Source organism: Gemmata obscuriglobus, assembly GCF_008065095.1.
Taxonomy (GTDB): domain Bacteria; phylum Planctomycetota; class Planctomycetia; order Gemmatales; family Gemmataceae; genus Gemmata; species Gemmata obscuriglobus.
In genome coordinates this window covers 6,914,772-6,938,734 of sequence record NZ_CP042911.1, presented here as the reverse complement: position 1 = coordinate 6,938,734, position 23,963 = coordinate 6,914,772, and the positions used below count along the sequence as shown (strand labels likewise).

The 23,963-nt window shown below is 68.2% G+C and carries 18 protein-coding genes and 1 riboswitch; of the genes, 5 read left to right on the top strand and 13 right to left on the bottom strand.

What is annotated here, in order from left to right; translation table 11 throughout:
* Window positions 1-48 precede the first annotated feature (48 nt).
* Together GobsT_RS28685 and GobsT_RS28680 are read left to right on the top strand one after the other, a co-directional pair.
* Entirely contained in the window at window positions 49-4,188 is a 4,140-nt protein-coding gene (locus GobsT_RS28685) for an AAA domain-containing protein (protein WP_010046803.1), read from the top strand.
* Window positions 4,189-4,352: 164 nt separating this feature from the next.
* Window positions 4,353-5,756, top strand: a complete 1,404-nt coding sequence (locus GobsT_RS28680) for an IS701 family transposase (protein WP_010046807.1) — start codon at window positions 4,353-4,355, stop codon at window positions 5,754-5,756.
* 352 nt (window positions 5,757-6,108) lie between these two features.
* Here the strand turns inward: GobsT_RS28680 and GobsT_RS28675 are convergent, their stop codons facing one another.
* A complete protein-coding gene (locus GobsT_RS28675) occupies window positions 6,109-6,438 on the bottom strand; it encodes a hypothetical protein (protein WP_010046813.1) in 330 nt (109 codons plus the stop codon).
* Between the two features lie 76 nt (window positions 6,439-6,514).
* On the opposite strand from GobsT_RS28675, the gene GobsT_RS40645 reads away from it, so the two are divergent.
* A complete protein-coding gene (locus GobsT_RS40645) occupies window positions 6,515-7,573 on the top strand; it encodes an IS66 family transposase (RefSeq protein ID WP_109570801.1) in 1,059 nt (352 codons plus the stop codon).
* Entirely contained in the window at window positions 7,570-7,896 is a 327-nt protein-coding gene (locus GobsT_RS40640) for an IS66 family transposase (RefSeq protein ID WP_010045508.1), read from the top strand. The genes GobsT_RS40645 and GobsT_RS40640 overlap by 4 nt, the downstream gene beginning before the upstream one ends.
* Here the strand turns inward: GobsT_RS40640 and GobsT_RS28660 are convergent.
* Together GobsT_RS28660 and GobsT_RS28655 are read right to left on the bottom strand one after the other, a co-directional pair.
* Window positions 7,829-8,947 (bottom strand): IS4 family transposase, encoded by a 1,119-nt coding sequence (locus GobsT_RS28660; RefSeq protein WP_010045510.1) that lies wholly within the window; start codon window positions 8,945-8,947, stop codon window positions 7,829-7,831. The two genes, GobsT_RS40640 and GobsT_RS28660, sit on opposite strands and share 68 nt — an antisense overlap.
* 134 nt (window positions 8,948-9,081) lie before the next feature.
* Complete coding sequence (locus GobsT_RS28655) at window positions 9,082-10,716, bottom strand: CTP synthase (RefSeq protein WP_010045512.1); 1,635 nt, start codon at window positions 10,714-10,716, stop codon at window positions 9,082-9,084.
* A gap of 289 nt (window positions 10,717-11,005) precedes the next feature.
* Between GobsT_RS28655 and GobsT_RS28645 the strand changes: the two genes are divergently transcribed.
* Window positions 11,006-12,238, top strand: a complete 1,233-nt coding sequence (locus GobsT_RS28645; protein ID WP_232068452.1) for an ISKra4-like element ISGob7 family transposase — start codon at window positions 11,006-11,008, stop codon at window positions 12,236-12,238.
* Between the two features lie 141 nt (window positions 12,239-12,379).
* Here the strand turns inward: GobsT_RS28645 and GobsT_RS28640 are convergent, their stop codons facing one another.
* The 10 genes from GobsT_RS28640 to GobsT_RS28595 all read right to left on the bottom strand — a co-directional run bounded on the left by GobsT_RS28640 (window position 12,380) and on the right by GobsT_RS28595 (window position 23,738).
* The gene (locus GobsT_RS28640; protein WP_010045515.1) at window positions 12,380-13,063 is read right to left on the bottom strand and encodes a Dph6-related ATP pyrophosphatase; all 684 of its coding nucleotides are present in this window, start codon (window positions 13,061-13,063) and stop codon (window positions 12,380-12,382) included.
* Entirely contained in the window at window positions 13,060-14,007 is a 948-nt protein-coding gene (locus GobsT_RS28635; protein ID WP_010045517.1) for a cobalamin-binding protein, read from the bottom strand. Before GobsT_RS28635 ends, GobsT_RS28640 begins: the two co-directional genes overlap by 4 nt.
* Window positions 14,008-14,018: 11 nt before the next feature.
* Entirely contained in the window at window positions 14,019-14,561 is a 543-nt protein-coding gene (locus tag GobsT_RS28630; protein ID WP_010045523.1) for a DUF6580 family putative transport protein, read from the bottom strand.
* Window positions 14,562-14,680: 119 nt separating this feature from the next.
* A riboswitch (cobalamin riboswitch) is annotated at window positions 14,681-14,872 on the bottom strand.
* 32 nt (window positions 14,873-14,904) lie between these two features.
* Window positions 14,905-15,666, bottom strand: coding sequence for a 3-deoxy-manno-octulosonate cytidylyltransferase (gene kdsB, locus GobsT_RS28625; protein ID WP_010045527.1), 762 nt, complete (start codon window positions 15,664-15,666; stop codon window positions 14,905-14,907).
* A 79-nt stretch (window positions 15,667-15,745) separates the two neighbouring features.
* A complete protein-coding gene (locus tag GobsT_RS28620) occupies window positions 15,746-16,468 on the bottom strand; it encodes an ABC transporter ATP-binding protein (RefSeq protein WP_010045529.1) in 723 nt (240 codons plus the stop codon).
* Entirely contained in the window at window positions 16,461-17,630 is a 1,170-nt protein-coding gene (locus GobsT_RS28615) for an ABC transporter permease (RefSeq protein ID WP_010045531.1), read from the bottom strand. The genes GobsT_RS28620 and GobsT_RS28615 overlap by 8 nt, the downstream gene beginning before the upstream one ends.
* Before the next feature lie 42 nt (window positions 17,631-17,672).
* The gene (locus GobsT_RS28610; RefSeq protein WP_033199147.1) at window positions 17,673-18,305 is read right to left on the bottom strand and encodes an ABC transporter permease; all 633 of its coding nucleotides are present in this window, start codon (window positions 18,303-18,305) and stop codon (window positions 17,673-17,675) included.
* Between the two features lie 149 nt (window positions 18,306-18,454).
* Window positions 18,455-19,291, bottom strand: a complete 837-nt coding sequence (locus GobsT_RS28605; RefSeq protein WP_010045535.1) for an alpha/beta fold hydrolase — start codon at window positions 19,289-19,291, stop codon at window positions 18,455-18,457.
* Between the two features lie 788 nt (window positions 19,292-20,079).
* A complete protein-coding gene (locus GobsT_RS28600; protein ID WP_010045537.1) occupies window positions 20,080-20,352 on the bottom strand; it encodes an acyl carrier protein in 273 nt (90 codons plus the stop codon).
* Entirely contained in the window at window positions 20,352-23,738 is a 3,387-nt protein-coding gene (locus GobsT_RS28595) for a polyketide synthase dehydratase domain-containing protein (RefSeq protein WP_010045541.1), read from the bottom strand. The genes GobsT_RS28600 and GobsT_RS28595 overlap by 1 nt, the downstream gene beginning before the upstream one ends.
* Between the last annotated feature and the right edge of the window lie 225 nt (window positions 23,739-23,963).

The window sequence follows — 23,963 nt, the reverse complement described above, 5'->3', positions numbered from 1 at the left end:
TTCGGTGGTATTGGTTGGTTTTCTCGGATCGCCGCGCAGGGATCGCCGTTGAACGCACCATCCGGGCTCACGATCACCGCCACCGACCTCGGGGAGTACGTCCGCCACCACTCCTGCGACCGCCGGTTCCACCTCGCGGTCCACGCCGCGCGCGAGACGGAGCCGCTCCCGTTCTTCGACCGGCTGCGCACCGACCTCGACCCGGTGCTGGCCGAACTCGGGCGCCGGCGCGAGAACCAGTGGGAAGCGGAGCTGAAGGCCGCGGGGTTTCGCGACCTGGCCGCGCCGCTCCCGAAGGGGAAGCGGGATGAAGTGACCTGGTCCGCCATTGCGGCGGTGCTGGAAGCGCTCCCGCCCGGCGCGTCGGGGTACGCGCGCCAGGTGGCCGTCGGGGGCACCGTCGGCGCGTTCCGCGTGTACGGGCTCATCGACTTCATGCTCGTGAAGTGGACCGGCGCCGGGCCGGTGCTGGTGCTGGTGGAGTGTAAGGCCAGCCGCCGCGACCGCACCTACCACCGCGTGCAGGTGACCGCGTACCGGGTGCTGCTCCGCGGGCTGCTCGGCGGCCGACCGGTGGTGATCGGCGGCGCGGCGGTGGCGCCCGAGGCGATCGAGTGCGTGGTCGCACGCCTCGACCCCGAACGCAACACCACCCAGTCCATCCTCGCGCTCCCGGCGCTCGACCTGGCGCACGAAGAGGCCGACCTCGTGCGCCTGCTCGCGCCGGGCGGGCGGCTCGATGCCGCGGCGTCGCGCCCGCTCGCGGAGCTGGGGTTCCAGATCGATACTAAGTGCGACGGCTGCACGTTCGCCCCGCACTGCATGGCCGAAAGCGCGCGGTTGCGCCAGGTGGAGCTGCTCGGCATCGACCCCGTGACCACGCGGCTGCTCCGCGGCGCCGGGCTGGGCACCCTGGACCAGCTCGCCAACCCGCCGATGTTCGAGCCGAAGATCGAGGCGCTGGCCCGCGATCCCGGGTTCACGGAAAGCCTGGATGTGCTGCGATTGCGCGCCCGCACGCGTCTGCACACGCTGCCCGTGCTCCCCGGTTCGCGCCCGGTGCCGAGTTCCGGAGTCGAGCCGGTTCCGAACACCGGCGTCGGGCACCTGCCGCCGCACGAGGCCAACGGCACGCGGCTCCTGCGCGTGTACCTGGCGGTCGATTACGACTACACCGAGAACCGGGTTGGGGCGCTGGCCGCGCACGTTACCCGCGGCCCCCAGCGCATCGACACGCCGTTCGCCGACGGCGCGCCGGTTCCGGGTGTTCAGGAGCTGACCGAGAGCGGAAAGGACCGCTTCGGGAAGCCGGTTCACGAGTGCCGCCCACTCCACGGTGAGGGCGAGGTGGTGGAGTTCCAACCGGTCCCGTGGAGCGGAACGGACTACGCGGCCGACACCGCCGCCGAGGGCGAACTGATCCGCCGGTTCTTCGACCGGCTCGCGGGGGTGATCGCCCGGGCGGCCGGGGGCGAGCCGGCGCCGGTTCACTTTTACGTGTGGTCGCGGTCGGACGTGCGCTACCTCATTGAGGGGTGCTGCCGGGCGGGGCCGGAACTGCTCGGCCCGGTGCGCCAGTTGTTCGGTTGCCGCGAGGGGCTGGAACAGCAGATGTACTCGGCCGTTCGCGAAGAGGTGAACCGCCGGTACGCGCTCGGCTGGACCGGGCGCGGGCTGGGCGTGGTCGCTTCCCTGGAGTGGGCCGGGCGGCGGTTCCACTGGACGCGCGCGGTGAACGGCGCGGCGTGCGACCTGTCCCGGGTGTTCGCGCAAGGCGTCTTCGACTTCGTGGCCGATCTCGACATCGCGCCCAACGGCGACTGGACCACAGAAGGGGCCGGTGCGAAGCACACATTTGAAGTCCGCGCCCGGTTCGGCGACGGGCTGCCGGCACCATACTGGCACGCCGTCTGGGGCACACTGCCCGACAGCGACCCGCGGGCACAAGAGGCGGTTCAGCGCTACCGCGTGGCCGGGGCGCCGGGGCTGCTCGAAGCGTACCTGCTGGCCCGCGTGCAAGCGCTCCGCTGGCTCGAAGAGTGCATTGGGCCGAAAAACCCGGGGATCGAAAAGGCGCCGCTCGACCCGAAGGCGCTACCGGCGTTCAAGCTCGGCCGCGACGGCGTGGCCCGCGCCGCCACGGACTTCCTCCGGCTCGACCAGCACGTGCGGCGCTCGGACTGGGTGGCGATGCACTTGGTGCCGCCGATCGGCCGCGTTCCGGCGGGCCGCACGCTCCCGCTCAAGCAGGTGAAGGTGGGTGCGGACAAGAGCACGATCACGGGCGTGATCGAGCTGTTCGCGTTCGGCGGGCTGAAGCTCGCGGACCTCGAAGCCCGGTGCCAGTTCGGGCCGGGCGCGTTCGCGCGCCTCTCGCCCTGGAACGGCGACCCGAAGCAGGGGCAGGCGGTCGCGCAGCTCACTTCGGCGGTCGGGCGCACCTGTGTGGTGCGTGATGTGAACTGGAAGACCGGGCAGGTCACGCTCGACGCGATGTACGCCGAGGAGGACCGCTACCTGCTGTCGAGCGGGGCGAGCAAGAAGGCCGAGGTGCTGTTCGACCGCGGGTACGCGACGCTCGACGAGAACGTGTCGGACTACGTCGCGGGGCGGGTGGACGAGCGGCTCCAGCGCCCGAGCCACGTGTACGCGTGGTTCGACCCGGTGGACCCGCGCCCGCCGATCGTGCCGCCGCTTCCGGACGCGGAATCAACCGTGCTTCAGAAGCTGCTGGACACGTTCTTGCTCCCGCCCGGGGGAATGTACCCGGCGTCGCCCGACCAGGCGCGTGCGGCGGTGGACGGCCTTTCGACGCGCGTGCAACTGATTCAGGGGCCGCCGGGGACCGGGAAGACTACCACGACCGCTTTGGCCGTGCTCCTGCGGGTGCTGGTCGCGGGGCGCCCTGGAGACGTCGTGCTGCTGTCGGCGCACACGCACACCGCGCTCGACAACCTGCTCGAGCGCATCGACCGCTACCTCGAACCGTTCCGCACCCACGCCGCGGGCGCCGGGCGCCGGCTCCTTCCAATACGGTTGGTTAAGGTTCACACCAACGATCCGAGCCAGCACATCGCGGGCGGGGCGGTGGAGAACATTCCGGCCGCTCTGCTGGGCACCAAGAAGAAGCTGACGGAGCTGTCGGCGGGCGGCGTGGCGGTGATCGGCGGGACGACGGCGGGGCTGTTGAAGCTCGCGCCGCTGGTGGAGAAGCTCAAGACCTACAACGGCGGGGAAGGGCTCCAGACATCGCTGCTCGTGGTCGATGAGGCGTCGATGATGGTGTTCCCGCACTTCCTCGCGCTCGCTACGCTGGTGGCCCCGAAGGGACAGATCCTGCTCGCCGGCGACCACCGCCAACTGGCGCCGATCACGGCGCACGACTGGGAGGCCGAGGACCGCCCGCCCGCGGTGCTGTACCAGCCGTTCGCCAGTGCCTACGACGCGGTCCGGCGGATCATTGATGCCCACGTACCAGCGGGCGGCGCGATGTGGTCCGGGCTGCGGCTCACGTTCCGACTTCCGCCCGTCGTGCGCGAGCTGATCGGGCGCATCTACCGCAAGGATCGCATCGAACTCGCAGGGCTGCCACGCGCGCCCGTTGCCGGCGCCGAGGGGGGCGGGGGCGTGTGGTCGGAGGTGTGGCGCTGGAACGTGGGGCTGTTCCTCGCGATCCACGACGAGGCCGGTTCGCGGCGCAGCAACCAGGTCGAAGTTTCCGCGATCGAGGCGCTACTGGCTGCGGCGCCGGCACTGACCGCGGGCTCGGTGGCGGTCATCACCCCGCACCGGGCACAGCGGAGCCTGCTGGCGACGCGACTGGCGGCGCACACGGCGCCGGGCGGCGCGGTCGGGGTGATCGACACCGTGGAGCGCCTCCAGGGGGGCGAGCGTCCGACGGTGATCGTGTCCGGCACGGTGAGCGACCCCACCGCGGTCGCGGCCAACGCGGGGTTCGTGCTGAACCTGAACCGGGCGAACGTGGCGTTCTCGCGCGTTCAGGACCGGCTCGTGGTGGTGTGCTCGCGGGCGCTGCTGGACCACATCCCGGCCGAGGTGGAACACTACGAGTCGGCGGCGCTGTGGAAGGCGCTGCGCGATCTGTGCAGTGAACTCGTCGGCGCGGTGGAGGTGTGCGGGCACGCGCTCAAGCTGTACCGCCCGCCGGCGGGGGCCACGCCGGTGTGAAGCGCACTCAATCCGGCGCGGCGAGTCCGGCGAATTCGTCGCACCCAAGAAGCAAGTAGGACTTACGCAGTTGACTTATGGGGTGGTAGCACTACAGCGCTAAAAGTCGCAAGTAGTGCGTTGATTTGAACTAAAATAGCTTCCCGGCACTGAGGAGGGATGCGATGACGGGAGCTCAACTGGAGGCCCTGGGCCCGGCGCTGGCGACGTTCCTGGAGGGTTTCCGAGCCCACGTCCGATCGGCCCCGACGTTCGAGCACCTGCGCACGTACTCCCGCGGGTTGCTATCGGACCTGCCTCGGAAGACGGCCGAGCCGGTGGCCTTGGCCGCGGGCACCCCGGTGCGAACGCTCCAGGAGTTCCTCCGGGATCACCAGTGGGGCCATGCGGCCCTGGGACACGACGTGCCGAAGCGGATCGCCCGCGTGTTGCTCGCGGAATCGGGCGCCGACACCGGCACGGTCGGGCTCATCGACGAGACCCGCGCGGTCAAGAAAGGGACCAAGACACCCGGGGTGGGTCGCCAGTACCTGGGGTGCGTGGGCAAGGTGGACAACGGCATCGTGACCGTGCACCTGGGTGTCACCCGGGGCTCGTACCGGGCCCTCCTGGACGCCGACCTGTACCTGCCGGCCGACTGGTCCGAGGACCGCTCGCGGTGCCGGTCCGCGGGTATTCCCGACGACGTGGTGCACCGGCCCAAGTGGCGCATGGCCCTGGAACAGGTGGACCGGGCCCGGGCCAATGGGGTGCACCTGGATTGGCTCACGTTCGACAGCGAGTACGGCAAGAGCCCCGAGCTCCTGCGGGGCCTGGACGACCGCACGCAGGCGTTCGTGGGCGAGGTGCCGTCCACGTTCTCGTGCCGCGTGGTGGCCCGCTCGGGGGCCCAACCGGTCCCCGGGGTGAAGGGCCAAGAGGCCCGGGACGTGGTCCGCCAGGCGGGCGCATTCCGGTCCCAGGAGTGGCAGATCCTGCGCCTGTCCCGGGCCACCGCCGAGGACCAGGTGTGGCGGGCCAAGCGGGTCCGGGTGTGGGCCTCGGGCGCGGCCGGTTGGTCGCCGGGTCCGTACTGGTTGGTGTGGGCGTGCAGCGACCAGACGGGCGAGGAGAAGTTCCTGGTGTCCAACGCCCCGGTCGGGTCCACGGCCGAGGCCCTGGTCCGAGTCGGGTTCCGCCGGGCGGCCGTGGAGCACGTGTTCCGGATCTGTAAATCGGAGCTCGGGTTCACCCACTTCGAGGGCCGCAACTATGTGGCCCTGCGGCGGCACCTGGGTCTGTGCGTGGCCATGCTCGGGTTCGTGGCCGAACACACCCAACAACTGCGGGGGGAAAAATCCCCAGGTGACCGCGGAGCAGGTGTGCCGGGCCCTGGCCCTACTGAGCCGCGAGTGGCTCGAGCGGGCCCGGGAGACCACGACACGGGTCTGGGTGTTGGAGGTCATCGCGTACCACCAGCGCCGCAATCGGGCCGCCACCGCGTCCAAACAACGACGCGTCGTTCAGCCACGAACGCGCAAAATACCAAGAACGCCAAAGCCGAAACGGCCGGCAAAATCTACAGTTAGGTCAAAGTAGCGCTGTAGTGCTATAACTTCGCGCAAAGTACAGTGCTGGCCGGGTAGGGTATATAACCTCGCTCGGCGGTGCGGTCGAATAGTTCATCCAGGGCGGACGCACAAAGGGCATGTTCGACGGCCGCCCGAGCCATCACGCTAATGGGGCTACCATTCACGAAACGATCAAATGTGGAGCATAGGATCATCATTTCCTCGGCACCTCGGGCTCATCAAGTCGTTACCAGAAGGCACTTTATGATCGAGAGCGGGCATGGTGAATGGCCTATTTGTGGTAAACACCAGCTTGCTTGGAAGCCCTACTGTCGTAAACCCCCGATTGAACGGTATTGGGGTTAAGAGCTCATGTTATGCCACAAGTTGGCCTTGCCTTTTTGAGTACGTGGATCATGGGGGTGAGCTTTCGAAGGCCGCGCCAGAGGGTGAGCCAGCCGGGCACTCCATCCCGTCGTCGGTTCATGTGCCCGCCCAATCGCCCGAGCGCCAGCACGAACGCCCCCACGGACCAGTTGGGCTCGGACCGCCCGGTGCGCCAGATGCTCAGCGCCTCGACCGCGGTGGCTCCCACCAGTGGGGCCGCCGGTTGAGCGCTCTGGGTCGAGTCCCGGGCCGCGTCCCGCAGGCCCAGCAGGCCCACCGCCACCACGCTCAGCCCCCCCACCGCCGCGGACAACGTCTCCGGGTACTTGTTTAGCGCTCCTGTCAGCGGGGGTGCAGCGGATCGGTGGCCGATTTGGTAACATCGCGGTATGGACGAGCTCGTGTGTCCCGGTTGCCGGGACCTCTCCAAGCAAGTCGCCGAACTCACGGCCCAGGTCGCCGAACTGACCCGGCGGCTGGACGAGGCCACGCGCGCCGGCAAGCGGCAGGCCGCTCCGTTCCGCAAGGGCCCGCCCAAGCCGAACCCGAAGCCACCCGGCCGCAAGTCGGGCGATGTCCACGGCAAGCACGGTCACCGCTCGCCGCCCCCACCCGAACAGGTCGCCGAGTGCCACGAGGCCGACCTCCCCGACGCGTGCCCGCACTGCCGGGGCCGGCTCGTCGAGACCGGCACGGCCGAACAGTTCCAGACCGAGATCCCACGCCAGCCGCTGATCCGCAAGTTCCGTATCCACATCGGGCACTGTGAGGCGTGCGGGAAGCGGACCCAGGGCCGGCACCCGCTCCAGACGTCCGACGCCCTGGGCGCGGCGGCCAGCCAGGTCGGCCCGGACGCTCAGACCGCGGCGGCGCTCCTGCACACCCAGATGGGGCTGTCGCACGGCAAGGTCGCGTCGGTCTTCGAGACCCTGTTCGGCATCACGCTGACGCGCGGGGCCAGCGCCCAGATCGGCCTACGGGCCGCCACGCGGCTGGAGCCGGACTACCACCTGATCCTCGGCGAGGTGCGGGCGTCCGAGCAGATTGCGGCCGACGAGACGGGTTGGCGGATCGGAGGGCACCCGGCCTGGCTCCACGCGTGGGTCGCCGACCGGGCCACGGCTTACGGCGTCGACTCGAAACGCAGTGCCGACGCCCTGGAGCGGGTGATCGGGGCGGACTGGTCGGGCGTCCTGAGCCACGACGGGTTCGCCTCCTACGAGCGATTCGAGGGGGCGATCCACCAGCAGTGCCTGGCCCATGTGCTCCGCCGCGCGCGGGAACTGCTGGAGCGGGGGACCCGCGGGGCCGTGCGGTTCCCGCGCCAGGTGATCGCGCGGTTCACCGAGGCGATCCACTGGCGGAATGAGTACGCGCCGGGGACGTGGACCGACGACCAACGGGACGCGCACGGTCGCAGTTCGACGACCGCCTGCTGGAACTGGTGACGCGACCGCGGGCGGTGCCGGCGTACGTGACGCTGGCGAAGCACCTGTGGAACCATTTCGAGCAGTGGTTTACATTCGTGTTCGACCCGCGGGTCGAGCCCACCAACTGGAAGGCCGAGCAGGCGATTCGCCCCGCGGTTGTGAACCGCAAGGTGTGGGGCGGGAACCGGACCGCCGCGGGCGCGAAGGCGCAAGGCGTGTTGATGTCCGTGTTCGAGACGTGCCGCCGCCGGACCCTCTCGGTCGTGGATCACATCAGCCAAACGTTGCGATGGTTCGGCAACCGGCTCCTACCTCGCCCTGTGCTACTACCGGCGCGCTAAACAAGTACGTCTCCGGAGTGCGGTGCCCCAACTCCTCCACGCCGCACCCGCTCTTGAGAGCCTTGTGATACTCCTCAATGATCGGCCGTTGACAATACCAACCGGCCACCTCACGTAACCCCGCGGCCGTGTCCAGGGCCCGATCGGTGAGCAGGAACCACTCCACCGGGTCGACACCGTCCGGCGGGTTCGGTTCCCACACCCGCAACGCCCACACCCCCAACGCCGGGGCCGAACCGGACGGGTCCGGCAACTCGACGCGCACCCCGGCCGCCGACAGGTCCGCGGTGCGGGTCGAGCCCCCGTGCGGGCCACACCGCACCTCCCCAGACCAGGCGCTCACCGCCGACAACGCCCGCAGGTGGGCGTGCAATGTGGCCTCATCCGATCGCACCCGGTCGTGCCGGGACCGGACCACGAACCGGTGCCCCCCGGTGACCAGCGCCGATAGGTACTCGAACGTGTCCGACCCACGATCGCTCACATGCACCCAGTGCCGCCCGTCCGGGGCCGGGCCCACGGCCTCTAACCCCGTCACCCACAGTCGGCTCTCGCGGTCCTGCCGCTGACGCCTCTGGGCTTTGGTCTCGCCCCGGTTGGATCGGGTCGGCGGGCGCCGGTGCAGGATCTGGGCGGCCAACCCCAGGACCGCCCCGGAGCCCGCGTCCACGGCCAGGCTGTTGTGGCACTCCCAACCGGTGCCGTGCCCGTTGCCGATCGGCCCCATGCGCGGCAACGCCCGGCCCGAGTAATCCAGTTCGGTGGTGTCGTGCAGCACCAGCACCGCACCCGTATGGGCGCGCATGCGATTTCGCGTGTGCGCCCGGTGCGGTGCGGTGACCGCCTCGTGGGTCGCCTCGGGACGGCCCACGAGGCGGTTGAACGCCCGGTAATCGGCCGGGTCGGCGAACTTGTCCGGCAGACTCTCGGCTCCGCTGGCCACCAACAGGTCGGCCAACGTCGCCAACCGCCGGTTCACCCGCGCGTCGCCCAGATCGACATTACCAAAATGAATCGACCCAAACCCCGCCGCCGGAAATGTATCGGTCATCATGGCCCTCCTTGCCGGACTTACACGTCAACCGTGCCGACACGACGGGTCAACCCCAACTTGTGGCATAACCTGAGGGTTAAGAGGCCAAAGCAGATGAACCCTTGCGATCCTTCGTGGCTCATCTACTTGCTCTATTTCATAACCACCGCGACGGGCTTCTTACCGAGCCGGCGGGCCAAACTGGCGCCGACGAAGTCGCGGAACAGTGGGTGCGATTTGGTCGGCTTGGAGAGGAACTCCGGGTGCGCCTGCACGGCCACGAACCACGGGTGGTTCGGTAGTTCGATCGCCTCTACCAGATCGCCGGACGGGCTCGTGCCCGAGAACACCAACCCGGCGGCGGAGAGCTTTTCGCGGTAGGCGTTGTTGACCTCGTACCGGTGCCGGTGCCGCTCGCTAACCACGTCCACGCCGTACGCGGCGCGCGCCTTCGTGCCGGGCACTAGGTGGCAGGGGTACGCGCCCAGGCGCTGCGTCCCGCCCAAGTTCGTGACGTTCACCTGTTCCTCGAGCAGGCACACCACGGGATGCGGCGACACCTTATCGAACTCGGTGCTGTTGGCCCCATCCAGGCCCGCCACATTCCGCGCGAACTCGATCGTCGCGCACTGGAGCCCGAGGCAAATGCCGAAGAACGGCAGCCCCGTCTCGCGCGCGAACCGGATGGCATCGATCTTGCCCTCGATCCCGCGCTTGTCGAACCCGCCGGGGACGAGCAGCCCGTCGACGCCCGCGAGCGCCTGGGCCGCGCCCTCTTCGGCGAGTTTGTCGGACTCGATCCGGACCACCCGCACCTTCGCGTTGTTGGCAATGCCGGCGTGGTCGATCGACTCGTACACGCTCTTGTACGCGTCGCGGTGCTTCACATACTTACCCACGAACCCGATGGTTACCTCGTGGGCCGGTGCGCGCATCCGGTCGAGCATCGTCCGCCAGGCGCTCATGTCCAGCGGCCTCGCCTGAGTCAGCGCGAGCTTTTCCACCACCAACTCGTCGAGCTTGTTGTCGGCGAGGCTCAGCGGCACCTCGTAGATGCTGAATTCCTTGTCCTTCTCCTCGATCACCGCATTGCGCTCGACGTTGCAGAACAGCGCGATCTTCTCGCACTCGTCCTTCGGAATGTCGCGCTCGGTGCGGCAGATCAGGATGTCGGGCTGGATGCCGATCTCGCGCAGGTCGCGGACGCTGCGCTGCGTCGGCTTGGTCTTCAGTTCACCCGCCGCTTTCAAATACGGGACGAGTGTGAGGTGGACGAACAGGCAGTTGTGCTTGCCGACGTCCAGCGCGAACTGCCGGATCGCCTCGAAGTAGGGCATGCCCTCAATGTCGCCGACGGTCCCGCCGATCTCCGTGATGACCACATCAACGTCCGGCGCGACCATCTTCCGGATGCAGGACTTGATCTCGTCCGTGACGTGCGGGATCACCTGAACCGTTTTGCCCTTGTAGTCGCCGCGGCGTTCCTTTTCGATCACCGAGAGGTAGATCTTGCCGGTGGTGTAGTTACAGTCTTTGTTCAGGGTGGCGTGGGTGAACCGCTCGTAGTGCCCCAGGTCGAGATCGGTCTCGGTGCCGTCGTCGAGCACGTACACCTCGCCGTGCTGGTACGGCGACATCGTACCGGGATCCACGTTCAAATACGGATCGAGCTTCTGAAGCCGCACCCGCAATCCGCGTTCCTCCAACAAGAGGCCGATCGATGCCGATGTTAAACCCTTCCCGAGTGAGCTTACGACGCCCCCGGTCACGAAGATGTGTTTGGTCATCGAGCAACGGTTCCTGGAGTGCGACGGTACCAAACTATCAGTATATCGCCCGCCGGGACGGGAACAATCAGCGGAACGGCCCCAGGGTGCCCCTCTGGATTTTGGCATTTGTGAACGGTATGGGAGCCGGCTGGGGAAGCCGTGGCAATCTGGGAGGGATACTGATGCCGACGCTGACTATAGAATACAGTACCGAATCCGAACGGTTGGCCTTGGAACAACTGCTGGGCTATTTCACGGACCTGAATCGTCTGGCCCAAGAAGCTCCCGACGGCACGGTCCTGGCCGCCTGCGAGAAGCATGCACTCGATCAAGGGCGCAAACTGTTGCGGACCACACTCGGTGCCGCCTTGGGTTCACGGATCGAGAAGGACGAGCAAAAAGGGGGCGCGCCCGCACCTGCGCGAAGACGCACCCCGGGCGCTCCAAAGGACCGCACACCCGAACGGTTGTGACCGCCGTTGGTCCGATTGAGCTGGAGCGGAGGTATTTCCACTGCCCCACTTGCGGGCAAGGCGAGTTCGGAGCCGATCGCGGGCTGGGCCTCAGCGGCTACGTCACCCCGGGCGCCTGTCGGATGGCCGTCTTGCTGGGCGTCCAACAGTCCTTCGCCAAAGCCGAAGTGACTCTGGCCGAGGTGGTCGGCTGGGAATTGGACGACAACACCATCCGGCAACTCTGCCACGCCACGGCGGCCCAGGCCACCGCCACCCGGCAACACCGCTCGACCGCTGAAGTCTTCACCCGAGCCCAAGCCGCGGCCAGGACCGAGCGGCCGGTGGACAGCGAGTTGCACATCGACGCGGGCAAGGTCAACACTGTGGAGGACGGTTGGCGGGATCTCAAGATGGCCGTTTTTGCCCGGCGCGAGCGAAGTGCGCCGACCACGGCGATGGACTGGGAGGGACGCGACCTGCCAACCCCGTTGGCGCGGTCGGTGATCGCGGCCGTGGAGGAGGCGAGCCTGTTCGGGAAGCGGTGTCACGACGAGGCCACGCGACTGGAGTGGACCGATTCGAGCCAAATGACGGTACTGGGGGATGGGGCCGAGTGGTTGTGGAACGTGTCCGAGCAGCACTTCCGTGACGCGACCCAGGTCCTCGACTTCTGGCATGGGGCGGAGTACCTCGCCAGCGGGGCGAAGGCGGTGTTCGGTCCCGGGGTCCAAGCCGCGACGGCGTTTGTCCGGGGCAAGTCGAAGCTGCTGGAAGACGGATATCCCGGGTTGGTGGACTGGATCGGAGAACTGACCGGGCAGATGCCCGCCGGAGGCGACGGAGCCGCCTTGGGCGGCGTATTGAATTACTTTTGTGGCCAACAGGGGCGGTTGAATTATGCGGTGCGTTTGCGGCGGGGGCAGTCGATTGGAAGCGGGTTGGTGGAGGGAACGGTTAAGCAATTGCTCAACATCAGAATGAAACAAACTGGGGCGAGATGGAATCTGGGGCATGTGGCACCGTTTGTCGAACTGGGGGCATTAGCAGCGGGGCCGGAGTGGAAGGGGTTTTGGGAAAACCAATAACGGGCCAAAATCCAGAGGGGCACCCACGGCCCCACGGGCGCGCGAACCGAGCCTCCCGCGTTTCCGGTGCGAATCGTTGTTCCGAAAAGTGAACGGGGTCGCCTGGAACGTGCCACCCGCAACATCTGCAAATGTGGCGGTTCACTCTGGTGCGGCGCCCGGCAGCAGGTCCGCGAAGCAGAACCCGTCCCGTTCGATCGTGTCGCCGACCCGCATCGGGATCGGCCGATCGAACATCGGGCCGGCGTAACAGAAGGTGTGAAACTCACCGTTCTCCCCACACGGATCGGCGCCCGGCGTCAGTTCGGCCAAAAGCCGCGCGTCGAACTCCCGACCGACCAACTGCCGGGTGAGTTGCTTCGGATCGACGCACGACAGCGTAGCCCGGAGCCCTGCGCCGATCATCTCCCGCGCCAGCGCGGGCGTGTCCGCCGGAGAACCCCACAGCGGGAACAGCGGCTCAATCCCGGACCCGGCCAACTGCCGCTCGCGGTAGGCGCGGACATCGGCCAGGAACAGGTCACCGAACGCGAGCCCGCTGACGCCCGCGGCTCTCGCCCGTTCTACGAGCCCGCGCATCCGGCTCTCGTACTGGTCGTTCGAGCACGGCCACGGCAACGGGACCGCCCACAGTGGCAACCCGGCGGCCTCGGCCTGCGCGCGGACCAGTTCGGCCCGAACGCCGTGCATCGCGACCCGCCCGAACGCCTCGTTCAGGGTGGTCACCAGCCCAACAATCTCTACCTCACCGCGCTGTCGCAGAACGTGCAACGCCCAGGCGGAGTCCTTGCCCGAACTCCACGACAGCAGCACCTTCGGCCTCATACGGTCACCGGCCGCGCGTTCCCGATCTCTTCGCGCGTCAGCCGTCGGGCGGTGGGCAGTCCCGGCGGGAGCGGGTGAAGGGCCGGGTGGAGCGCGTGAGCGACGATCTCGGCGCTGTCCACGAGGCGCGGCCCGGGCCGACTGAAGTACGCATTACCGTCGGTGACGTACACTCGCCCGGAACGAACCGCCGGAAGCGCCTCCCATCCCGGGCAGTCCCGGAGCGCCGGAAGATCGACGAGCGTCCGCTCCAGCGAGAAGCCACAGCACGCAACCAATAGCACGTCCGGCCGCGCCGCGACTACGTCCGCCCAGGCGAGCGTGCGCGACGGCCCGCCGGACACGCCGAGCACCTCGTCGCCCCCGGCCAGTCGAACCAGTTCCGGGGTCCAGTGCCCGCAACTGAACGGCGGGTCGAGCCATTCCAACACGACCACCCGGGGGCGAGCGGTCACCTGCTCCGAACGCTTAGCGACCGTCCCGATCCGTTCACGCAGCGCGGCCACGGCGAGGTCCGCCCGTGCGGGCACGCCCGCCGCGTCGGCGACCAAGTGCAACGTGTCGAACACGTCCCCCAACGAGGTCGGTTCGAGGTTCACGACCCGCGGCCGGCCGGGCAGCGTACAGGCCGCCGCGGTCACCTCGGCTTCGGCCACCGCGCACACGTCGCACAGCGCCTGGGTCACAATCAAATCCGGCTCCAAACGCTCCAGCGTCGGCAGGTCAAGTGTGTAGAGCGCCCGTTGCGTTTGCAGTCGCTCGCGCACCAGGGCGTCGATCTCACGGCTGATGGCATCGTGCGGGATCAGCGTGCGGGTCACTTTGGGAAGCGCGGTCACGAACGCCGGATAGTCGCACTCATGAGTCACCCCCACGAGCGCATCGCCGAGCCCGAGTTCGCAAACGATCTCGGTGGCGCTGGGGAGCAGGGACACGATTCGCACGACCGCCTCCGTCAGTTCGCCGCCGCGGGCACGGGCTCGCGGACGGCCGGGAGCGCGCGCTCGGCCAGAGCCAGCGCGCCGAAAAGCAGCGCCACGAACGTAGCGTCCCCGAGCAGGGTGTTGCGGAAGTACGGGACCGCGGCGACGTAGCACGACACCAACTCGCCGAGCGTGTGCGGGTAAAAAACCAGCCAGGTGGCAAAGTTGGTGGTGACGAAAAACTGGACCGCCCCGAGGAGCGTGACCGCCGCGGTCGAGGCCGCCGTCCGCCGGAGCCGGAGCCGGCGTGCCAGTAACACGTTCAGCGCGAGGCTCCCGTACACGGCCGGCACGAGCACGTGCATCCCGGCAGTGAGGTCGCCGGGAACCAAAGCGGCGAGTGGAACCAGAACCGCGAGCCGCCGGTCGGCAAAGCACGCCCCGGCGAAGATCGCCAGAGCCCCGACCGGCGTGAAGTTCTGCGGGTGCGGAAGCTGGCGTACAAGGGCCGCGGCCGCAACCAGCGACATCAGCAGAAGAACACGCGGCAAACGGGACGGGTAGTCGATAGACACGCACGGCTCCTTGTTCGCCGGGACGGGCGAACCGGGTGCCTGCGGAGGGGGCCAAAGCGGACAAACGGGTGCGCACGCGCACGGAGCGCCTGTCGGCCGGTCGCCTGGTTCCGAGGCACCGAACGGGTGAACGACAGGCAGGTCTTCTGGCTTACGGCTCGTAGCGGGCAGCGGGCGGCCTTCCCATGACGAATCACAGTGGCGGGTGCCCGAACCCTGGCCGAACACAGCAGCGGCCCTGCGCCGGAATCGCACCGGCTTCCCTTTTCGTCGCGCCGCACGCCGGCACGAACCTGTCGAGACGAATCTGACTTATGCGCCCGCCGACGGATCGGCCACGCGGTCAGGCGGCGCGCCGGGCGCTACCGTCGGCCGAGCGGTACCACCGCACGAACGCGGCGTAGTCCGCGGGGGTATCGACCCCGCGGTGCGCGTGCGCCACCACCCCGACGCTGATCGTACCACCGGTGCCGAGCACGCGGAGTTGCTCCAGCTTCTCCGACTGTTCCAGCGGGTGCGCCGGCGTCGCGGCGATTCGCGGCAGGAACTCGCGGCGGTATGCGTACACACCGAGGTGTTGGAGGAACCGGGCCGGGCGCGCGGCGAAATCCGGCTCGTCGTCCCGCACCGCCGGGATCGGCGAGCGTGAGAAGTACAGCGCCCGCCCGCGGTCGTCGCACACCACCTTCACCACGTTGGGGTTGCGATACGCTTCGAGGTCTGGAATGGGCACCGCCAGGGTGGCCATGTCGGACCCGTCACGCATCAGGTCGGCCAGCAGATCGATCGCGTCCGGTTCCAGTTGGGGTTCGTCCCCCTGTACGTTAATGACCACGTCCGCCGTGAGGGTCGCGGCGACCTCCGCCACGCGGTCGGTGCCGGACGGGTGGTCGGCGCGGGTCATCGCGACCCGCCCGCCAAAACTGGCCACCGCGGCACGGATGTCTTCGTGGTCGGTCGCCACGACCACCGTGTCGGCGCACCTAGCCTCGCACGCCCGCTCGTAAACGTGCTGGATCAGGTACTTGCCGGTGTCCCTCAGCAGGGGCTTGCCGGGCAGTCGCGAGGACGCGAACCGGGCCGGAATCACAATCGCGACGCGCATCGGGCTCACCTCCGGGTCCGTCGAGCGCCCGGAGATTAAACCCACAACCGCCAGCGGACAAGGCGAACCGCGCCGGCCGTCAGCCCGGCCCGCCGGCCGGCGCGGCGCGGCCGTTCGCGGAGTCGCTCACCACGCGCCCGTCTTTCATGCGGATCACGCGGTCGGCCCGCTGGGCCACCTCGTCGCTGTGGGTGACCACCAGGAGCGCGAGGTTGCGCGCCTTCTGGAGCGACGCGAACAGGTCGAGCACCTTGACGGCGTTGTCGGAGTCGAGGTTACCGGTGGGCTCGTCGGCCAGCAGTATCGCGGGGTCGTTCGCCAGGGACCGGGCCAGCGCCACCCGCTGCCGCTCGCCCACCGAGAGCTGAACCGGCAGGTGGTTCGCCCGCTTGCTCATCCCGACCAGTTCGAGCAGTTCCTCGGCCTTCTTCGCCCGCGCCCGGGCGGAAAGGGCCGGCCCCTCGAACATCGGCACCTGCACGTTCTCCTTCGCCGTCAGCGTCGGGATCAGGAAGAACGACTGGAACACGAAACCGATCTGCCGGGCGCGGAAGTGGTTCAGGTTCGGGCACTTCGAGAGCGGCTCCCCGCGGTAGTACACCTCCCCCGCGACGGGCGTGTCGAGCACCCCGAGCAGGTTCAGGAGCGTCGATTTGCCGCACCCGGACGGGCCGGTGATCGCCACGTGCTGCCCGGCGCGCACACCCAGCGTTACGCCGTTCAGCGCGCGCACGTCGCCATCGGGGTACGTCTTCGCGAGTTGCTCGCCGTAGAGTAGGTAGTCGGCGGGGCGGTCAGTCATGGCGCAGCGCCTCCGTCGGCAGGAGCCGGGCCGCCCGGTACGCGGGGTACGCGCCGCCGATTAACCCGATCAAGAGGGTGATCGCCGCCCCCTCCAGGATCACCATGAGGGACAGGTCCGGCTCGATGAACCCGTTCACCTTGGGCGAGAGGGTGAGCGACTGCATCCCCACGAACGCGATCAGCAGCCCTGCCGTGGTCGCGCCCAAGGCGATCATGGCGGCCTCACCCAGAATCATGCGGATGACCCGGGACCGGGGCCAGCCGACCGCCCGCAGGATGCCGATCTCGTGCGTGCGCTCCAGCACCGACATCGCCATCGTGTTCAGCATGGTGATCGTGCCGACCGCGAACGCGATCGCGGACACCAGCCACGACACGGCCTTGATCAGCTTGAGCTGCGAAACCGACTGAACGTACTTGTCGGGCGGTTGTGCGTCGAGCCGAGCCGTGGGGTCTTTGGGGTCGCGCAGGTCGGCGACCCGCTGCTGCACGGCGGCGATCTCGGCCGCCCCGTCCGCGGTGCCGCGCTTGACCCGGATCGAGAACCCGGTGACCCGCTTGCCGGTCAGCGCCTGACCGTCCGCGAACGGAACAATCGCCCCGCCGTCTTCAAAGACCACGGGGCTTTTGTAGACGGCCACCACCGTGTACGGGTGCTCCGGATCGGCCACGAAAGTGACCGTGTCGCCGACCTTTTTGCCCATCGCGCTCGCCCGCTTCTCCCCGAGCATGATCTTGTGTGTGTCCTCCGCCTTCAGCATCTCGCCGGACAGGAGGGCCATGTCCTCGAACCCGAAGTTGTCCGGCTTCCAGCCCTGGACCAAGAACGTGTTCTCGTTCACCGACCCGCTGTCGCGGATCGTGTTGGCGGTGCTGACGACCCCCTCCGACACCCGGTCCACCACGTCGGTCCAGGACCGCACCTGCTCGACCATGTACTCGCGGAAATCGCTGTCGAGCCCCAGCGGCTTGTTCGCCTGGAGCACGACGAGGTCCACCCGGCGCGTGTCGAACGCCGACTCCACCGACCGCTCGACGTTGTGGCTGACGGCGAGCAGCGCGATCATGCTCCCGACGGTGACCGCCAGCCCGAGCACCGTGAGCGCGGTGCGGACGGGGCGCCGCGTGAGGTTCTTCAGGATAAAAGCTGCGAAATACATGCCTACAAGCCGGTGGGATAATGCCGCGGGGTAACGAGCCGTTCAGCGCCGGTTGGGACGGAAGGCCTCAAGTCGTGCGTTCGTGTCACGCGGGTCACGGAGCGCCTCGATCGCTTGCTTCACGGCGTCAATGTCGGCCATGCCAGCCGCGACTCGAACGCTAAACCCGGTTATACGCTTGCCCGTGAGGGCCTGTCCGTCGGCAAGCGAAACGATTGCGCTGTAGTTTTCGGAACGGTCCAGGCTGTTGCAAATGCCGACCACTTCATACGGTTGCTCGGGATCGGCGACGAAGACGACTTTGTCACCAACTTCCTTCCGAAGATTTTCGGCCAACTTTTGGCCCAACAGCACTTTGTGTCGGTCCTTGGTTTCCAACCGCCGACCGGCAGTGACCTTCAGATCGCCGTACCAGAAGTTATCCGGTTGCCATCCCTGGATCATAAAGGGGGTATCATTGACATTTCCGTTGCTGCGCATCTCGTGCACCAAGCCGACGACACCCTCTGACACTTGCGCGACGCCCGGGATTTTGCGCGTTTCCTCCACAAAGTAATTACCAAAATCACCGTCCAAAACCATTGGCGCGTTTCGGAGCGTGACGACTAAATCGGCGTAGCTTGGGCTGGGCGGCGGCTCGACCAACTTCTCGACGACCCGCTCGACCTCGACCACTCGCTCAACCTCAACGACCCGCTCAACCGTCCGAAACGTGCCCACCGCCCACAGGCCGACGAATACTGTGAAACAGCCCAGTGCGAAACTGGTTACGCCCACAAAAAGGGGGGCCGCTCCACCACCCTGTTGAACGAGTTCCGTTCATCTCATTGGCTCAGGCGTTTCAGATGCCGTCGGACGGCATCGGTGAAGCCTGCGGTGTTATCGAACATCGCGAGGTGCTTCGCGGCCGGAATGATCTCGGCCGTACACCCCGAAAGGTGTTGTTCTAGCCAACGCGACGTTGCAAGGAAGGGGGAGAATTCGTCGTACAGAGCGACCACCGGTTTACGGATGCCGGCCAGAACGTCGGCGGTCAGCCCAGCCTCGGTCAGCACCTCTTCGCCGCACGTCGTTTCCGCGAGCTTCGGGAGCTGACGCAGCCACCCGCGCCCGAACGGACCGAAGATGTCTTCCAGCTCCTTCAACTTCGCGGAACTCAGGGCGGCGGTTTCGCGGAACAGCCGGGAGAAGTCCACCGTCTCGCCGAGTTCGACGCCCACCTTGGCGAACTGCTCGCGCAGATCGACCCAGATGCTCATCTTTCCGAAGTTCGGTTCGACGTGCTTCAGCCCCGGGAAGAACGAATCCGAGAGGACCACGCCGGCGACGCACTCGGGCGCGACGGCCGCGGCGTGCATCGCCACCACCCCGCCGAAGCTGTGACCGACCAGCACCGCGGGCTTGAGCCCGAGTGCGGCGTGGAGCTGGCGGAAGTCCTCGACCATCACCGCGGACGTGTACCCGGTGGCGGGCCGGGCGCTGGCTCCGTGGCCGCGCATGTCGTAGGTGGTGACGCGGTACTCGGTCGCGAGCGCCTCGGGCAACCCGCTCAGCACCCACACGGCCTGGTTGCTGGTGACGGCGTGGATGAGTACCACGTCCGGCCCCGTGCCGTCCTGCTGGTAGAAGAGGCGCGTGCCGTTAACTTCGACTTCGGGCATGACTGCTCACGTGCGGTGTGGTACCAATCCGGTCTGTTGCGGCACTTCTGGAAGCTCCAACGGCTTCTGAAAGAACCACCGGCGCCGATTCCCTATCCGTGGGGCGAAAACCTCTCAAATCCAAACTTGCTGCAAGTGCTTATTTTCCATTGTCTTGCAGCGAAATTTCCGAGCAAATCCGAAACCGTCTCTCGTTCACCGGGGAGCATTATCCGGGTTTTGCGGGCGCCGTTCGGTGGTAGCGATCGGCCAGCGAACGGGTAGCGAATCGGCAGCGAAAGTACCCGCGAACGTCCGGTTGTGCCCCCGTCGATTGCCGCTAGCCCCACTGTACCCCCCCGTTACACATCGCGAGCGGGAAAGGCCCGCTGCCCGGAGGGGATTGGTCGCGTTGCCCGCGCGACGCGGCGCGCTACCATACTAACCTGATGGCAGCCGAACACGCCGCGGCCCGAGTCGAGGTGGTGCCGTGCGGTTGTAACCCGCGCGAGCCCCGCGGAGCAACCTACCCCCCGGCTCCCTCACCGTGCTCGCCGGCCCGGTCAGCGGAGCTTCCGTGGGCCGGCGGAAGGGAGGGGGTGGCGCCGAGAGGAGTGGTCCCGGCGCGAGAGGGGGGCGCGGAGCGGACCCACCCCCGGCCCCCCTCCCTGAAGTGAGGGGAGGAAGACACGGGCGAACGCGAAGTTTGGCGCGTTCCTTCTGCTTCGGGACCATCGTGCCCGGCCCCCTCCCTTCAGGGAGGGGGCCGGGGGGTAGGTTGCCTTTGCTCCCTCCCTCTTCGCCCGGTATCAGACGTGTTGTTGCAGGAAGGCGACGAGATCACCGAGTTCGAGGTCGTCCGCGGCCCGGTCGCGCAGTCCCTTCAGGAACGATCCGAAGGGCAAGCGGCGCCCGAAGTGGGCGTCCAGCCGCTCGGCCAGCACGACGAGGTCGATGGACGCCAGCCCCAGATCGCCGAAGGCGCGGGTGGACGCATCGACCGCGTCGGGAAAGTCGCGGTCGGGGAACGTCTGGCGTACCACGTCGCTCAGCGCGGAGAGGACTTCGTCGGCAGTTCGCATCAGGCCGGCTCGCACAGGGTGGTCGCGACGACCGCGTCTTTGTTACGGGCCGTCTGAACGCGGAACGCGGCCCCGCCCGCGGTCACCCGCGCGGCGCCGGTGTTCGCGTCGAGTGATTGTAGGGTGCAGCCCTCGCGCGGAACGCCCAGGGCGTCGGCAACGGCCCCGCATGCGACCGCTTTCCGGGCCTCGGCGTCGGCTTCCGGCGTCGCGTTCTTGGGAACCGTTTGAAGGGCGATCCCGACCCACTCGGCGAACGCCGCGAACGCCGCCACCTTCCCGTCCGCAACAGCGACCGCCACGTTCGGGAACGCCTCACTCTTGGCAGCGCCGCGCGGCCGACACACGATCCGCCCGTCGGCGGTTTCCGTTTCCATGTCGGCGGGGAACATCGCTTCGCCGTGCTTCTGCGACCACGCGCTGCGAACCGCGTCCTTCGCGAGCATCCGCCCGAAGAACCAGTCGTTCAGTTCGGCGTCGGTGCCCGTCCAGGTGCCGAACACGTCCAGTTCGGCCGGCGTCATCGTCACGCGCGCCCCGGCGGCACGCAGCACCGGCTGCTTCAGGTCCGCGGGCGGTTCCAGGAAGTAGCACTTTGCAAATGCGGAGTGCGGAGTCGAATTGCCTTGTGTCTTCTGTTCCGAATTCCGCGTTCCGAATTCCGCATTTCCCGCAGCGGCTTCCGCCCACTCGCGGCTCAGGTAGTACTCGTCCTTCGGCCCGAAGAAGTTGACGTGCCCGAACGGCAGGTAGAACCGCCAGTAGCCCGCGCCGGTGAGCCGCAGCCACACGTTACCGGTCTCGTCGAACACTTCGAGGCCGTGCCGGAAGTGCCGGGCCGACTCCTGCTCGTTGTGCCCGCGCACCAGGACGTGCGCGCCGACCTGCGGCGTCGGGCCGAAGTACTCGACCTTCTGCACCTCGAACGGCAGCAGGATGCGGCCGGTCCAGTCCGGCTGCTCGAGGTGCCACGCCCCCAGGATGTGCATCGCCGCATCCATCAGGACGGGGTCGAGGGCGAACTGCGGGTCGGGGTTCGAGCGGAACCACGTTTCCCGCGACTGCACCTCCAGCGTCCCCTCGATCCCCTCGCGCCCGGTGGTGTCGAGCGTGCGGATCATCTGGAACACCGGCCCGTGGAACATGTTCCGGCGCAGGTCCTCGACCGTGCTCTTGCACGGCACCGCGCCGGTCAGTTCGAACGGCAGCGGCGCCGGCGGGTCCGGGTAGCGGTCGGCGAGGAGCACCACCGCCTCCGCGGACGCCTTGCCGGCGCCGTCGCGTAGGAACGAGTTGCCGAGGTCGCGCACGTCCGCCCGGACTTCGACGGCGCCGGTCCCGGGATCGACCACGGCGACCGTCGCCCGCACCTCGAGCGTGGTCGTTTCGGGGTCGAGCGGGAGCCACCGGAACAGCCGGATGTTGCGCAGCCCGATCACCACTTTGCCCGGTACGAGCAGCGACGCGGCCTCGGCCATCGCTTCGAGGCTGAACGTCATGGGCAGCACGGGCAGCCCGTTCTGCCCCGGGTCTTCGCGGCTCACCCCGCGCCCGCCCAAGGTGTGATCGGACGCGTACCGGTCCTCGCGCTCGTCCAGAACGCGCCGGAACACGATCTCGCGCCCGGGTTCGTGATGAACCACCGTCTCGACGAGACAGAAGGGCGGAAGCGCCTCTGGCTCCAGAGCCGGTAAGGGCTCGGTCGAAACGAGCCGATCAGCAGCGGGCGCCGGCGCCGAAGGAACGAACGGGCTCCCGAGGAACGCCGACATCACCTCGCGCTGGGTGTCGAGGAACTGCCCCATCACGCGCAGGTAGTCGTGTACGGCAAAGTCGGACCGACCCATCGCCCCTCTCCGCTCGCCCGGCGGTCCGATCGGCGGAGATTGGCGCGGGTCGGCGGAACTCCCACTCCCTTCCCGCTGACCCACAGAAGCTCCATTGGCCGGGGCTACGAGAACGGTGAGGGGACCGGGTGCCGGGTCTTCGTCCCGCGCCCCGAACAGGTGACCCAAGTTGAGTTCGACGCCGTGTGCCACGAGTTGTGCGACCATGTGGTTGATCTGCGTCGGGCCGCTCTTGCGGGGGACGTTGGCCGGGATCGCGGCGAAGGGCTTGCCGCGCAGGATGTCTTCCACGAAGGCGGACAGGTTCCCGCGCGGGCCGCACTCTACGAACAGTCTCACCCCGTCGGCGTGCATGTTCTCGATCAGCCGCGTGAACTCGACGGGGTGAACCCAGTGGTTCACGGCCAGTTCCCGCATCGCGTCCGGGTCCGAAGGGAACAGCGCGCCGGTCGAGCAACTGTAAATGGGCGTGTGCTGGCCGCCGAACGGGACGGCCGCGAACAGCTCGCGGAACGCCCCCATGTACGGCTCGAACAGCGGCGTGTGGTACGGCCGCTTGAACGGGAGCCGCTCCGCGATCACGCCCTTTTCCGCCAGCGCCGATTCCACCGCGGCGACGAGGTGCGTCGGCCCGACCGCCACGCACTGGTGCGGGCAGTTGTCCATCGCGACGATCACCGCCCCGCCCGCGACCGCCTCGGCGACCTCGGTGATGGTCTGTTTGCTGGCGCCCACGGCGAGCAGCGCCACATCGGGGCCGCCGGCGTCGGCCTCCTGGCGCTGCATCACCTCCATGATGTCGGGCAGCCGCGAGCCGTGCGACTCGCGCGTGTCCATTGCCCCGCTCGCCAGCAGCGCGCCGAGCTCCCCGGCGCTGTGCCCCGCCATCGCGGCCACGGGCACCTTGAGGTGCTCGATCACGCGGTAGATGGCCTGGTCCGCGAGCAGCACGCCGAAGATGGACGGCCCCAGCCCCCGCAGCTCCGCTTCCGCGGCGGCCTTTTCCTCGGCGGTCGCGCTCGGTGGGAGGTGCAGCATCCGGCGCAGCGAGGCCTCCGGCCGCCCCGCCTCCGCGGACAGTTGGTCGGACCACGCGAACGTGTCTTCGACCTCCGGGAACACGCCGCACAGGTCGGCGAGCATGTTCAGGTACTGCGCCCCCTCACCGGGAAACAGCAGCGCCACCGTGCCCTGCTCCGCGAGCGGTTCGGAGAAGTAGTAGGCCCCGTTGGAGTCGCGGATCTGCTTGACCTTCGGGTCGCCGAGCCGGTCCGCGGCGCGGGTCAGCCGCGCGAGCAGGTCGGCGCGCGAGCCGGCGACCACCGCGAGCCGCGCGCCGCCGGGCTGGAGTTCCGCCGCGAGCGCCGCCGCCAGGGGAACGAGTTCGGCGTCGGGCCGGCGCTCCAGGTCGGCGACCAGCGCGAGCGCGCGGGCGCGCAACTCGGCGCGATCGGCGCCCCGCAGCACGAAGAGCACCGTATCCCACCCGGTCGCGGGCGGCGTGGCGGGGAGCGGCGAGTCGGTGAGGGTGTTGGTCATGCCAGATCAGGTTGAAGAAGCGCCGGGCGCCGGCGGCACAGGGCTCCCACCCTGTGCTACGTCCGACGACCCCTCCGGGGTGCAAAACCAAGGCAAAAGAGGAAAGTGCAAAGGCAAAAGAGGTGCAATCCTGTTGCCTTTGAACTTGTCTTTCCGCCCCGGAGGGGCCGGCGGGCGTAGCACAGGGCGGGAGCCCTGTGCCCCTTTCGGTGTCCCAGCGCCGGA

Excerpts from the sequence above, each read along its gene's own strand:
- GobsT_RS28605 (WP_010045535.1), bottom strand. The coding sequence starts at position 19,291 with ATGCCCGAAGTCGAAGTTAACGGCACGCGCCTCTTCTACCAGCAGGAC.
- GobsT_RS28600 (WP_010045537.1), bottom strand. The coding sequence starts at position 20,352 with ATGCGAACTGCCGACGAAGTCCTCTCCGCGCTGAGCGACGTGGTACGC.
- GobsT_RS28595 (WP_010045541.1), bottom strand. The coding sequence starts at position 23,738 with ATGACCAACACCCTCACCGACTCGCCGCTCCCCGCCACGCCGCCCGCG.
- GobsT_RS28615 (WP_010045531.1), bottom strand. The coding sequence starts at position 17,630 with ATGTATTTCGCAGCTTTTATCCTGAAGAACCTCACGCGGCGCCCCGTC.
- GobsT_RS40645 (WP_109570801.1), top strand. The coding sequence starts at position 6,515 with ATGGACGAGCTCGTGTGTCCCGGTTGCCGGGACCTCTCCAAGCAAGTC.
- GobsT_RS28655 (WP_010045512.1), bottom strand. The coding sequence starts at position 10,716 with ATGACCAAACACATCTTCGTGACCGGGGGCGTCGTAAGCTCACTCGGG.
- kdsB (WP_010045527.1), bottom strand. The coding sequence starts at position 15,666 with ATGCGCGTCGCGATTGTGATTCCGGCCCGGTTCGCGTCCTCGCGACTG.
- GobsT_RS28680 (WP_010046807.1), top strand. The coding sequence starts at position 4,353 with ATGACGGGAGCTCAACTGGAGGCCCTGGGCCCGGCGCTGGCGACGTTC.
- GobsT_RS28620 (WP_010045529.1), bottom strand. The coding sequence starts at position 16,468 with ATGACTGACCGCCCCGCCGACTACCTACTCTACGGCGAGCAACTCGCG.
- GobsT_RS28640 (WP_010045515.1), bottom strand. The coding sequence starts at position 13,063 with ATGAGGCCGAAGGTGCTGCTGTCGTGGAGTTCGGGCAAGGACTCCGCC.
- GobsT_RS28660 (WP_010045510.1), bottom strand. The coding sequence starts at position 8,947 with ATGACCGATACATTTCCGGCGGCGGGGTTTGGGTCGATTCATTTTGGT.